Below are 11,777 nucleotides of genomic sequence, written 5' to 3'. Positions count from 1 at the left end.
GTCGTTGTCGTCGGCGAATAGACGACTATTCATTTCTCGGAGGGACAGTCGCTGTGATGCCCGTTCATTTGCGCGACAGCGCAATACCCAAACACGAACAGTTGCGCACCATTCTCCTGCGCAAGTGCACCCAAGAACTCCAGCCTGGCGACTTGATGACCAGCGAGCGAAACCTGATGCAGGACTACGGCGTCAGTCGGATCACCGTTCGCGAGGCAATCGGGCAACTGGTCAATGACGGACACCTCGTTCGCGTGCGTGGCAAGGGAACCTTCGTTGCGCACCGTGCTGTCCAATCCAAGCTGCACCTTGCATCCTTCACCGAGGAAATGCGCGCCCAGGGGCATCACCCCACGACAGTGGTCCTGGTCAGCGAACAGGGGCCGGTCCCCGAAAACACTGCTGCCGCACTGAATATGCGACCGGGTTCCGACGGTTACCACGTCAAGCGCTTGCGCCTTGCCGACGGCGAGCCGGTGAGCGTGGACGACGGCTGGTTCAATCCCGAACTGTTGCCGGGTTTACTCGACATGGACTTGACGGGTTCGATCTATCGGGCAACCGCCGACAAGTACGACAAGCCGATCGATCGGGCAGAGCAGACAGTCAGTGCCGATGGTGCCAGTACGGAGATCGCGACTCTCCTGGGCACTCGTAAGGGCGCTCCGGTTCTGTACTTCGATCGAGTGTCGTTCAGCGAGATCGCACCGGTCGAGCACACTCGCAGTTGGTACCGATCCGACCGCTACCAGTTGCAGATGGAAGTCCAGGGCCAAGCGCGGCCCAAAACGCGCGGCGACCAATAGTCATCGTTCGAAGCGAAAGGGCGAGCACACCTTCCGGTGTGCTCGCCCTTTGCGTTACGCCGACCAGTCGAACAGAGTGTCGCCAGTGGCGACGTCCCCACCGACGGAAGGGGATTCGACGGTGTCCGGTTTGGAATCCATCACGACTACCGGGCAGATCGCCGAGTAACCGGTCGTGTCGATGTGCGCTGGATCGAAGCTGACAATGGGATCACCCGCATCGACGGTGTCACCCTCGGCGGCGATGAGGGTGAATCCGTCGCCTTCGAGCTTGACCGTGTCGATGCCGATATGGACCAGCACGCCGGTGGCTTTCTCGCCGAAGATCACGAACGCGTGGGGGTGAAGTTTCAGGATCTTTCCGCTGATCGGCGCCACGACCGTGAGTGGGCCCTGACCGCGAGCGGGTTCGATCGCGACGCCCGAGCCGACCATCTGCTGAGCGAACACCGGGTCCGGTACGTCAGCGAGTGCGACGACCCGACCGGGGAGCGGGGCGAGGACGACCGTCACAGGATGTCCTCGATGTCCTCGGCAAGGGTGTCGGCCTCGGGCCCGACGATGACCTGGACAACCGTTCCGGCCTTGAGTACGCCGTGTGCGCCGGCAGCCTTGAGAGCGGACTCGTTCACCTTCGCTCCGTCCTTGACCTCGGTACGCAGGCGGGTGATGCAAGCCTCGATCTCGACGATGTTCTCTGCGCCGCCGAGGCCCTTGATGATTGCTTCCGCTTTCGACATTTGCTGCTCCTGATTGTCGGGTTGGTCGTGATCGTTGAACGGTCGTGCAGGTGGGCTGACTAGTTGCTGGTCAAGGCTATCCCGGTTACGTATGTCACATTTGGGTGTTGACAACTCGCCTCCACCAGGTAAAACTACAACTGGTTATGACCGGACAGTACCCGTTGGAAGTCCGGCTCCACAACAGTTTCGACAAAACGGTTTCGGCCTCACTTCCGAGCAAGAACCGTGACCTGCATTTTCACGAAACCTGCACGTGTACGACACCCGAATTTCCAGAACCAGCGGCCGATCGCGACGCGGCCCGGCGAACGAAGAAGGTCCTTGATGACTCTCGAAGACACCCCGAAGAAGGAATCGAAAGTGTTCGCCGGGGTTCAACGCCTCGGCCGAAGCTTGATGCTTCCGATCGCCGTTCTGCCGGCTGCGGGAATCTTGCTCCGCCTCGGCCAGGACGACCTGCTCGGGCGATTCAGTTCGATGCACAGTGCTGCTGCAGTGATCTCTGCGGCAGGACAAGCAGTCTTCACGTGGCTGCCGCTGATCTTCGCCGTCGGTATCGCGATCGGCTGGGCCAAGAAGGCCGACGGATCGACTGCCTTGGCAGCCGTCGTCGGCTACATGGTGATCGACGGCGTGTTCAAGGCGATGTCGCCGATCGTCCTCGAAGGGAAGACGGACCCGAACGGGGATCAATCCCTGATCAACTACGGGGTGCTCGCCGGTATCGTGATGGGCTTGCTGTCGGCGATCTTGTGGCAGCGGTTCTATCGAACGAAGCTTCCCGATTATCTCGGGTTCTTCAACGGGCGCAGGCTCGTTCCCATCCTGACAGCGATCACCGGTCTTGTGGTCGGTGTCCTGATGGCATTCGTGTACCCCTTGTTCAACTCCGGCCTCAACTGGGTCGGTGAAGCAGTTGCTTCCAATACCGTTGTGGGCGGCGGCATTTACGGCGCAGCGAACCGCCTCCTGATCCCCACGGGCCTGCACCACATCTTGAACTCCGCCGTGTGGTTCCTGATCGGCGACTACCAGGACGCGAGCGGTCAGATCGTTCGCGGTGACCTCAACCGGTTCTTCGCCGGCGACCCCTCCGCCGGTACGTTCATGACCGGCTTCTTCCCGATCATGATGTTCGCCCTCCCCGCTGCAGCCTTCGCAATCTGGCGCAACGCCAAGCCTTCTCAGAAGAAGCTCGTCGGCGGCATCATGCTCTCCACCGGCCTGACCGCATTCCTCACCGGTATCACCGAGCCGCTCGAATTCTCCTTCATGTTCGTCGCGTGGCCCCTGTACGTCATCCACTCGCTCCTGACCGGAACGTCGATGGCCTTGGTCAATGCGCTGGGGATTCACGACGGATTCACGTTCTCCGCAGGCTTCTTCGACTACGTGTTGAACTTCGGCAAGGCAACCAACGCATGGATGTTGATCCCGATCGGACTCGGTTACGCCGTGATCTACTACTTCCTTTTCAGCTTCGTCATCAAGAAGTGGAATCTGCGCACGCCAGGACGAGAAGAAGAGGTCGAGGTGGCTGCAGGTGAGCCCGACCCAGCGCTGCTCGAGGCCGAACTGGCACTGGCTGCCGAAGGTGACAGCCGCACCGACGCCCCGCTCGTCGCCGAACTGGAAAACAAGCTCGACAAGGAACTGGAAGGACGCTGAACATGGCGATCGCAACCACGACAATCGGATCCCGCGTCGGACTCCACGCACGACCCGCAGCGCTCTTCGCGCGCGCCGCAGCCGATCTACCGGTAGACGTCACCATCGCGCTCGGCGACGGCGAACCCGTCGATGCCTCCAGCATGTTGTCTGTCATGACTCTCGGTGCAGCATTCGGGGATTCGGTGACCTTGCGTGCTGACGGTGACGGCGCCGACGCTGCGGTCGGTTCGCTCGCAGAGCTTCTCGCATCCGAACTGGACGAAGCCTGATGACGGCGAGTGTGGACAACCGCATCGCGGGTATCGGAGTGAGCGCGGGTTCGGTCTGCGCGCCGTGGTTGCGATTCTCCACGCCTGAGCCGACCTCGGCGGCGGACCCGATCACGGGCAGTCCCGAGGCGGAGCTGATCAGGATCCGTGAGGCACTGGACGCCGTCGCGGAGGAACTGCTCTCGCGTGCAAAGACAGTCGAGGGCGTCTCCGCGGAGATCCTGACGATGTCGGCTGCGATGGCGCGCGACGCGGGCATCGTGAAGGCGGCCAAGGCGAACCTGGAATCGGGGCTGCCGACCGCACACGCCGTCGCAGTTGCCTTCGACGCCTTCTGTGAAAAGCTCACGGCGCTCGGCGGGTACATGGCCGAACGGGCAACCGATCTGCGCGATCTCGGGCAGCGAGCCGTGGCCGTTCTTCGAGGGGAGCCGATGCCCGGAATCCCCACTCCCGGTTACCCGTACATCCTGGTGGCGCGCGACCTCGCTCCGGCGGATACGGCGACGCTGGGCACCAGTGACGTGGTCGGATTGTTGACTGCCGAAGGAGGTCCGACCAGCCATACGGCTATCTTGGCGAAGTCGCTCGGAATCCCGGCCGTGGTCAACTGCTCGGGAACCGATCTGCTGGCGGAGGGGAAACTTCTCATCCTCGACGGCACCACCGGGACGGTCACCATCGATCCCTCGGCAGAAACGCGCGAGCGCGCAGTCCTCGAAGCATCGTTCGTGGCAGAGCAGTCGGCTTCGGCACAGGGTCCAGGACGCACGCGTGACGGGTTCGCGGTGAGGTTGTCGGCCAACATCGGGACCCTCGAGGACGCCGCGCGGGCCGGAGCGGCGGATTGCGAGGGCGTCGGACTGTTCCGTACCGAATTCTCGTATCTCGGGCGTCACGACGCACCGTCGGTGGAGGAGCAAGCACAGACGTACGCGTCGGTGCTCGGGCACTTCGCCGGACAGAAGGTGGTGGTCCGCACTCTCGATTCGGGTTCGGACAAGCCGTTGCCGTTTCTCGATCTCGGGGTCGAGGAGAATCCGGCCCTTGGTATCCGCGGGCTCCGTGTCGGCACGGTTTATCCCGACACACTCATCAGCCAGCTCGACGCCCTCGCGGCGGCAGGCAATGCGACGGGCGCCGATCTGTGGGTCATGGCGCCGATGGTAGCTACGGCCGACGAGGCGAAAGACTTTGCAGAACTTGCGCGTTCGCGGGGGATCGGCAAGGTCGGAGCAATGATCGAGGTTCCAGCTGCAGCGTTGCGGGCGAAGGATATCCTCGAGCACCTCGATTTTGTCAGTATCGGTACCAATGATCTGAGCCAGTACACCTGCGCCGTGGATCGCATGGCCGGAGGCCTGGCGCAACTGCTCGATCCGTGGCAGCCGGCGGTCCTCGATCTGATCGCGATGGTCGGTCAGGCGGGCGCCGATGCCGGAAAACCTGTTGGTGTGTGCGGAGAATCCGCGTCGGACCCGCTGTTGGCTCCGGTTCTGGTCGGTTTGGGCGTGACGAGTCTGTCGATGTCGGTCCCGGCATTGGGCGCAGTTCGCGCGCAACTGGCCTCTCTCGATCTGGCGGTGTGCAAGGACATGGCCGCGGCGGCGCGGGGCGCGCGAAATCCGATCGAGGGTAGAGCGGCCGTCGCGCGGATTCGCGAGTCGGCATGAGTACATCAGGCTCGGCTACTGTCGGCGATCCGATCGTATTGCGGGGAACTGTGATCGGATCTCCGGCCGGGAAGATTCACGACGGAGTCGTCGTCGTGGACGGCGAAAAGATCAGTTGGGTCGGCTCGGCTGCGGACTATGTGGCGTCCACACCCGTCGTCGTCATTCCGGAACGCACCGACGCGGTGATCATGCCCGGCCTGATCGATGTCCACAGCCACGGCGCCGCGGGTGCTGGTTTCCCGAACACCGACGCCGATGGAGCGAGCCGCGCGGCGGCGCATCATTGTGAGCACGGCACGACCGGAATGCTGGCCAGCCTGGTCTCCGCACCGCGCGCAGATCTGGTGCGACAAGCAACGATGCTCGCCGATCTGGTCGAACGCGGAGAACTTCTGGGTATCCACCTCGAGGGGCCGTTCATCAACGGCGTCCGCTGCGGTGCCCAGGATCCGGCAGCGATCATTCCCGGTGATCCGGATCTGCTCGAAGCCGTGTGTGACGCTGCGCGGGGGACCGTGCGGTCCATGACCTTGGCGCCCGAGACCGAGAATTTCGAAGAGTTGCTCGCGATCATGCGTCATCGCAACATCGTGCCGAGTTTCGGTCACACCGATGCCGACGCGGCAACGACGTCGGCGCGGATCGATGCTGCGGTGCAGGGGGATTGGGCCGGACAGATCAGCGCGACCCACCTCTTCAACGGGATGCCGCCCCTGCACCATCGATCTCCGGGTCCCGTCGCGGCGTGCCTGGCGGCTGCCGCGAGAGGCGAGATGGTGGTGGAACTGATCGCAGACGGTGTGCATCTTGCGCCCGAGACCGTGTCGATGGTCTTCGACGCTGTCGGACCGGACCAGATCGCCTTGGTCAGTGATTCGATGGCCGCGGCGGGAATGGACGACGGCGACTACCAACTCGGTGCGCTCGACGTCACGGTTGCCGACGGAGTGGCAAGACTCGCGACCACCGACGGCAGTTCCGGTGCCATCGCCGGAGGGACTGCAAGATTGCTCGACGTGCTTCGCAGCACTGTCTTCGACGGCGGCGTCGCGCTGGAAGACGCTGTGGCAGCGGCAACTCGGAGCCCAGCGCGTCTGCTGGGGCTTGGCGACCTGATCGGATCGCTAGCCGTGGGCTGCCGAGCCGACATCCTGATCACCGATCGTCACTTGCGCCTGGGGCGTGTACTACTCGGCGGAAAAGTCGCCGGAAAGGAAAAATCATGGAAATCGTAATTCAGCCGACACCCGCGGAGGTCGACTCGACCGTCGCGGACATCGTCGAAGGCTACGTCAGAGCCGGGGCGACGACGCTCGGTCTCGCAACGGGGTCGTCGCCGATCGGAACCTATCGTGAACTGGCAGCGAGGCATCGCGACGCCGAACTCGACTTCTCGCTGGCTCGGGCATTCCTGCTCGACGAGTACCTGGGATTGCCGAAACGCCATCCGCAGTCGTACTACTCGGTGATTCGGTCGGAGTTCGTCGATCACGTCAACCTGGATCCCGCGATGGTGTCCAGTCCCAACGGTGAAGCGCCGTGCCCGGAGCAGGAGATCGCCCGGTACGACCAGAGCATCGCGGCGGCCGGGGGAGTGGACGTGCAGTTGCTCGGCATCGGTACCGACGGCCACATCGGCTTCAACGAGCCCGGATCGTCGTTGACCTCGAGAACCCGCGTGAAGACGCTGACCGAGCAGACCCGGATCGACAACGCACGCTTCTTCGACGGTGTGGACGACGTCCCACATCACGTGCTCACCCAGGGGCTCGGAACCATCAGCGATGCAAGGCATCTGGTGATGATCGCGACCGGAGAAGGCAAGGCTGACGCGATCGCCGCTGCCGTCGAAGGTCCGTTGTCTGCTTTCTGCCCGGCTTCGGTGATGCAATTGCATCGCCATGTCACCGTCGTCATCGACGAAGCTGCGGCCAGTTCACTCAAACTTGCCGACTACTACCGGTATGCGCTCGAACACAAGCCGTCGTGGCAGTCCTTCTGACATGACGGTTCTGGAGCTGGCTGTGCAGGACGTGCGGGGGGCGAGGATCGCGCGTTCGGTGGGAGCGACTCGAGTCGAGTTGTGTGCGGCACTCGGCCCGACGGGGGGATTGACGCCCAGCATCGGAGTGATCGAGGCTGTGTCGGACGTGGGGATCGCGGTTCACCCGCTGATCCGTCCGCGCGCCGGAGGTTTTGTGTTCTCACCCGACGAAGTGTGGGTGATGGAGCACGACGTACATGCTGCTGTGGCCGGTGGAGCTTCCGGCATCGTGATCGGCGCGCTGACAGAAGACAATTCGATCGACACCGTCGTGCTGCGCCGCATCATCGGATGCGTGGACCGGGCGAGAGTCGAGGTGACAGTACATCGTGCGATGGACGTGGTGACCGACCGTCTGACCGCGCTGGACGAACTGATCGACCTGGGCGTGACCCGCGTGCTGACGTCCGGGGGTGCGGACACTTGCAATGAGGGACTCGACGAGATCGGTCGAATGGTCGAACATGCCGCGGGCCGGATCCAGATCATGGCCGGTGGCGGAATAACCGTCGACGACATCCCGGCAATCGCTGCCGTCGGCGTCGATGCGGTGCATCTCTCGGCGCGCAAGGTTGTCGCAGTTTCCGGCGGACCTGGTGGGGGATCGGACGGATACGACGTCACCGATGCAGTAGTCGCGCAGGAAGCGGCAGCCGCGCTCCGCGCTGTGCGCCTTTATTAACCCCCCGCGGTTAATAAAGGCGCACAGCCCTTGGGCTCTAGACATACATGGACATCCAACTATAGGATGGTAGACATATTCACTGCTGCCTCCTGGGCGGTCCATACGAGCAAGGAACGGGTTAGCACAATGGTTGAAAATGCGACGGTTCACGAGTTGACGCACTTCGTCGGTGGCAAGCGTGTTCCCGGGACATCTGATCGATTTGCGGACGTGTTCGATCCCAACACCGGCAAGGTGCAGGCCCGCGTTCCCCTCGCGAGCAAGGCCGAGACCGAAGCCATCATCGCCAATGCCGAAGAGGCGCAGCAGGTGTGGGCAGCGTTCAACCCGCAGAAGCGTGCCCGCGTGCTGATGAAGTTCCTGCAGCTCGCTCAGGCCGAGATGGATTCTCTGGCCCGCCTCCTCTCGTCCGAGCACGGCAAGACCGTCGCCGACGCCAAGGGTGACATCCAGCGCGGCCTCGAGGTCATCGAGTTCGCCGTCGGCGCTCCGCACCTGCTCAAGGGTGAATTCACCGAGAGTGCCGGCACCGGCATCGACGTGTACTCCATGCGTCAGCCGCTCGGCGTCGTCGCCGGTATCACGCCCTTCAACTTCCCCGCGATGATCCCGCTGTGGAAGGCCGGCCCCGCCCTCGCCGCCGGTAACGCCTTCATCCTCAAGCCCTCCGAGCGCGACCCCTCCGTGCCGCTGCGCCTGGCCGAGCTGTTCCTCGAAGCGGGACTGCCCGCGGGTGTGTTCAACGTGGTCAACGGTGACAAGGAAGTTGTCGACGTTCTGCTCACCGACGATCGCATCAAAGCCGTCGGCTTCGTCGGCTCCACGCCGATCGCTCAGTACATCTACGAGACGGCCGCAGCTCACGGCAAGCGCGCACAGTGCTTCGGTGGCGCCAAGAACCACGCGATCGTCATGCCGGACGCCGACCTCGACGAGGTTGCCGACGCCCTGATCGGTGCGGGCTACGGCAGCGCCGGCGAGCGTTGCATGGCCATCTCGGTTGCCGTTCCCGTCGGCGAGGAGACCGCGGACGCTCTTGTCGCGAAGCTGAAGGAGCGCGTCGCGAAGCTCAAGATCGGTCGCAGTGACGACGAAGGCGTCGATTTCGGACCGCTCGTTTGCCAGGATGCCCTCGACCGCGTCAACAACTACGTGCAGATCGGCATCGACGAGGGCGCAACGGCAGTCGTCGACGGCCGCGGCTTCACCCTCGAAGGCCACGAAGGTGGATTCTTCGCCGGCGCAACCCTGTTCGACAACGTCACCTCGGACATGCGCATCTACAAGGAAGAGATCTTCGGACCCGTCCTTCAGGTGGTCCGCGCTGCCGATTACGAAGAGGCACTGCGTCTTCCGACCGAACACGAGTACGGCAACGGCGTCTCCATCTTCACCCGCGACGGCGACACCGCGCGTGACTTCACCGCTCGCGTCAACGTCGGCATGGTCGGCGTGAACGTGCCGATCCCGGTCCCGATCGCGTACCACACCTTCGGTGGCTGGAAGCGCTCCGGATTCGGTGACCTGAACCAGCACGGTCCCGACTCCTTCCGCTTCTACACCAAGACCAAGACCGTGACGCAGCGCTGGCCTTCCGGCAAGAAGGAAGAGACCAACCACTTCGTCATCCCCACGATGAACTGATCGGAACACTTTCCATGTTTACTCTGACCGATGACGAGCGGGCGATTCGTGACACTGCCCGCGACTTCGCGGCCGAGCATCTGGCGCCCAACGCAGTGGAGTGGGATCAGACCAAGCATTTCCCGGTGGACGTCCTCCGTAAGGCGGCATCCCTGGGGATGGGCGGTATCTACATTCGTGAAGACGTGGGTGGCAGTGAACTGAGCCGCGTCGACGCTGCACGGATCTTCGAAGAGCTGGCCAAGGGCGATCCGTCGATCGCCGCGTACATCTCCATCCACAACATGGTCACGTGGATGATCGACCAGTTCGGCAACGACGAACAGCGCCACAAGTGGGTTCCCGGACTCTGCTCGATGGATCAACTGGGCAGCTACTGCCTCACCGAACCCGGCGCTGGCTCCGATGCTGCGGGCCTGAGCACCAAGGCCGTTCGTGACGGCGACGACTACATCCTCAACGGCGTCAAGCAGTTCATCTCCGGCGCAGGCACTTCCGACGTGTACGTCGTGATGGCACGCACCGGATCTGCCGGTGCCAAGGGGATCTCGGCGTTCATCGTGCCCAAGGATTCGCCCGGACTGTCCTTCGGTGCCAACGAGATCAAGATGGGCTGGAACGCGCAGCCCACCCGTCAGGTGATCTTCGAAGACGTGCGAGTTCCTGCCGCCAACATGCTCGGTGAAGAGGGCAGCGGATTCCGCATCGCCATGAAAGGTCTCAACGGCGGCCGGCTGAACATCGCCGCCTGTTCGGTCGGTGGGGCCCAGGCAGCGCTGGAGAAGGCAGTCGCATATCTGGTGGACCGCAAAGCTTTCGGTTCGGCACTGATCGAGTCGCAGGCCCTGCAGTTCCAGCTCGCCGACATGCGTACCGAACTCGAAGCGGCCAGGACGTTGCTGTGGCGCGCCGCTGCCGCACTCGAAGACGGAGCGTCCGACGTCGTGGAGTTGTGTGCGATGGCCAAGCGCTTTGCCACCGACACCGGATTCGACGTAGCCAACAAGGCCCTCCAGCTTCACGGCGGGTACGGCTATCTTGCTGAGTACGGGATCGAGAAGATCGTCCGCGATCTTCGGGTTCATCAGATCCTCGAAGGCAGCAACGAGATCATGAGGGTGGTCATCGCCCGCAGCGTGGTCGCATCAGGTCAGGGAAAGCAGGGAGCAGCATGAGCGACGAGCTCGAGGTATTGATCGAAAAGCGTGACGGGCTGGGGCTCATCACTCTCAACCGTCCCAAGGCGATCAATGCCCTCAACCACTCGATGGTCAAGGCGATGGCCAAGGCCCTCGAGGAATGGAAGTCCGACGACGACGTCAAGGCAGTCGTACTCACGGGCGCCGGCGAGCGTGGTCTGTGCGCCGGCGGCGACATCGTCTCGATCTACCATGACGCCAAGGACGGCAAGACCGGTTCGCTCGACTTCTGGCGTGAGGAGTACATCCTCAACTCCGAGATCGCGAACTACCCGAAGCCGTACGTCGCGATCATGGACGGGATCGTCATGGGCGGTGGCGTCGGAGTGTCCGCACACGGCGACATTCGCATCGTGACCGAGCGCTCGATGATCGGAATGCCCGAGACCGGAATCGGTTTCATTCCAGACGTGGGCGGAACTTACCTGCTCTCGCGTGCTCCCGGTGAACTCGGGACGCACATCGCGCTCACCACGGCGCGACTGAGCGCCGGCGATGCCATCGCAGCAGGCTTCGCGGATCACTTCATCCCGTCGGAGAACATCGAGACGTTCATCGCCGCACTCGCGTCGTCTTCGGTTGCCGACGCCGTGGCGCAGTACGCGGAGCCGGCTCCGGTGTCGGAACTGTTGGCCCAGCAGAGCTGGATCGACGCCGCGTACTCCGCCGACGACGTATCCACCATCGTCGAGCGTCTTCGCGCAAGTGGAATCCCCGAAGCGGAGAAGGCAGCGGAGCAGATTCTCGGCAAGTCCCCGATTGCACTGTCGGTGACCCTGCGATCTCTGCGGCATGCCAAGGAAGCAGCAAGCGTGGAAGAAGTCCTCAACGAGGAGTTCCGGGTCTCGACCGCTGCGCTCGCCTCACACGATCTGGTCGAGGGCATTCGCGCCCAGGTCGTGGAGAAGGACCGAAACCCGAAGTGGTTGCCGGCAACTCTCGACGACGTCACGGCAGAATCCGTCGACGCCTACTTCGCCCCGCTGGGCGACAACGAGCTCGGACTCGCCCCTCAACCGCAAGGCAACTGATCACCGCCG

The 11,777-nt window shown here is 63.2% G+C and carries 12 protein-coding genes; 10 read left to right on the top strand and 2 right to left on the bottom strand.

The window, feature by feature from the left end; translation table 11 throughout:
- Nucleotides 1-56: 56 nt before the first annotated feature.
- Nucleotides 57-806, top strand: coding sequence for a GntR family transcriptional regulator (locus P0M12_RS01895; protein WP_007726130.1), 750 nt, complete (start codon nucleotides 57-59; stop codon nucleotides 804-806).
- Between the two features lie 54 nt (nucleotides 807-860).
- On the opposite strand, the gene P0M12_RS01890 is transcribed toward P0M12_RS01895, so the two are convergent.
- Both P0M12_RS01890 and P0M12_RS01885 read right to left on the bottom strand, forming a co-directional pair.
- Nucleotides 861-1,319, bottom strand: coding sequence for a glucose PTS transporter subunit IIA (locus tag P0M12_RS01890; RefSeq protein WP_019749215.1), 459 nt, complete (start codon nucleotides 1,317-1,319; stop codon nucleotides 861-863).
- Nucleotides 1,316-1,546: a PTS glucose/sucrose transporter subunit IIB gene (locus P0M12_RS01885; protein WP_003941324.1), complete on the bottom strand. Its 231-nt coding sequence runs from the start codon at nucleotides 1,544-1,546 to the stop codon at nucleotides 1,316-1,318. Before P0M12_RS01885 ends, P0M12_RS01890 begins: the two co-directional genes overlap by 4 nt.
- Before the next feature lie 327 nt (nucleotides 1,547-1,873).
- Here P0M12_RS01885 and P0M12_RS01880 point away from each other — a divergent pair, with 327 nt between their 5' ends.
- From P0M12_RS01880 to P0M12_RS01840, 9 genes are all read left to right on the top strand, one after another.
- On the top strand, nucleotides 1,874-3,217 hold the full coding sequence (locus P0M12_RS01880) for a PTS transporter subunit EIIC (protein WP_003941307.1): 1,344 nt from the start codon (nucleotides 1,874-1,876) through the stop codon (nucleotides 3,215-3,217).
- 2 nt (nucleotides 3,218-3,219) lie between these two features.
- A complete protein-coding gene (locus P0M12_RS01875; RefSeq protein ID WP_003941322.1) occupies nucleotides 3,220-3,489 on the top strand; it encodes an HPr family phosphocarrier protein in 270 nt (89 codons plus the stop codon).
- On the top strand, nucleotides 3,489-5,162 hold the full coding sequence (gene ptsP, locus P0M12_RS01870; protein ID WP_030537313.1) for a phosphoenolpyruvate--protein phosphotransferase: 1,674 nt from the start codon (nucleotides 3,489-3,491) through the stop codon (nucleotides 5,160-5,162). The genes P0M12_RS01875 and ptsP overlap by 1 nt, the downstream gene beginning before the upstream one ends.
- Nucleotides 5,159-6,400 (top strand): N-acetylglucosamine-6-phosphate deacetylase, encoded by a 1,242-nt coding sequence (locus tag P0M12_RS01865; RefSeq protein WP_080712786.1) that lies wholly within the window; start codon nucleotides 5,159-5,161, stop codon nucleotides 6,398-6,400. Before ptsP ends, P0M12_RS01865 begins: the two co-directional genes overlap by 4 nt.
- On the top strand, nucleotides 6,388-7,167 hold the full coding sequence (gene nagB / locus P0M12_RS01860) for a glucosamine-6-phosphate deaminase (RefSeq protein WP_007726140.1): 780 nt from the start codon (nucleotides 6,388-6,390) through the stop codon (nucleotides 7,165-7,167). Before P0M12_RS01865 ends, nagB begins: the two co-directional genes overlap by 13 nt.
- A gap of 1 nt (nucleotide 7,168) precedes the next feature.
- Nucleotides 7,169-7,891, top strand: a complete 723-nt coding sequence (locus P0M12_RS01855) for a copper homeostasis protein CutC (protein WP_007726141.1) — start codon at nucleotides 7,169-7,171, stop codon at nucleotides 7,889-7,891.
- 129 nt (nucleotides 7,892-8,020) lie between these two features.
- Entirely contained in the window at nucleotides 8,021-9,538 is a 1,518-nt protein-coding gene (locus P0M12_RS01850) for a CoA-acylating methylmalonate-semialdehyde dehydrogenase (protein ID WP_003941275.1), read from the top strand.
- A 14-nt stretch (nucleotides 9,539-9,552) separates the two neighbouring features.
- Nucleotides 9,553-10,713 carry an isobutyryl-CoA dehydrogenase gene (locus tag P0M12_RS01845; protein ID WP_064075262.1) on the top strand — a complete coding sequence of 387 codons (1,161 nt, stop codon included), beginning with the start codon at nucleotides 9,553-9,555 and terminating at the stop codon, nucleotides 10,711-10,713.
- A complete protein-coding gene (locus P0M12_RS01840; RefSeq protein WP_256519475.1) occupies nucleotides 10,710-11,768 on the top strand; it encodes an enoyl-CoA hydratase/isomerase family protein in 1,059 nt (352 codons plus the stop codon). The genes P0M12_RS01845 and P0M12_RS01840 overlap by 4 nt, the downstream gene beginning before the upstream one ends.
- Nucleotides 11,769-11,777: the final 9 nt, after the last annotated feature.

It is taken from the genome of Rhodococcus sp. RCBS9, assembly GCF_029457415.1.
Classification (GTDB): domain Bacteria; phylum Actinomycetota; class Actinomycetes; order Mycobacteriales; family Mycobacteriaceae; genus Rhodococcus_F; species Rhodococcus_F qingshengii.
The sequence above is the reverse complement of the archived record's forward strand: the minus strand, read 5'-3'. Positions and strand labels throughout refer to the sequence as shown.

Coding starts and splice junctions, on each gene's coding strand:
- P0M12_RS01895 (WP_007726130.1), top strand. CDS start 57: ATGCCCGTTCATTTGCGCGACAGCGCAATACCCAAACACGAACAGTTG.
- P0M12_RS01885 (WP_003941324.1), bottom strand. CDS start 1,546: ATGTCGAAAGCGGAAGCAATCATCAAGGGCCTCGGCGGCGCAGAGAAC.
- P0M12_RS01880 (WP_003941307.1), top strand. CDS start 1,874: ATGACTCTCGAAGACACCCCGAAGAAGGAATCGAAAGTGTTCGCCGGG.
- P0M12_RS01875 (WP_003941322.1), top strand. CDS start 3,220: ATGGCGATCGCAACCACGACAATCGGATCCCGCGTCGGACTCCACGCA.
- ptsP (WP_030537313.1), top strand. CDS start 3,489: ATGACGGCGAGTGTGGACAACCGCATCGCGGGTATCGGAGTGAGCGCG.
- P0M12_RS01865 (WP_080712786.1), top strand. CDS start 5,159: ATGAGTACATCAGGCTCGGCTACTGTCGGCGATCCGATCGTATTGCGG.
- nagB (WP_007726140.1), top strand. CDS start 6,388: ATGGAAATCGTAATTCAGCCGACACCCGCGGAGGTCGACTCGACCGTC.
- P0M12_RS01855 (WP_007726141.1), top strand. CDS start 7,169: ATGACGGTTCTGGAGCTGGCTGTGCAGGACGTGCGGGGGGCGAGGATC.
- P0M12_RS01850 (WP_003941275.1), top strand. CDS start 8,021: ATGGTTGAAAATGCGACGGTTCACGAGTTGACGCACTTCGTCGGTGGC.
- P0M12_RS01845 (WP_064075262.1), top strand. CDS start 9,553: ATGTTTACTCTGACCGATGACGAGCGGGCGATTCGTGACACTGCCCGC.
- P0M12_RS01840 (WP_256519475.1), top strand. CDS start 10,710: ATGAGCGACGAGCTCGAGGTATTGATCGAAAAGCGTGACGGGCTGGGG.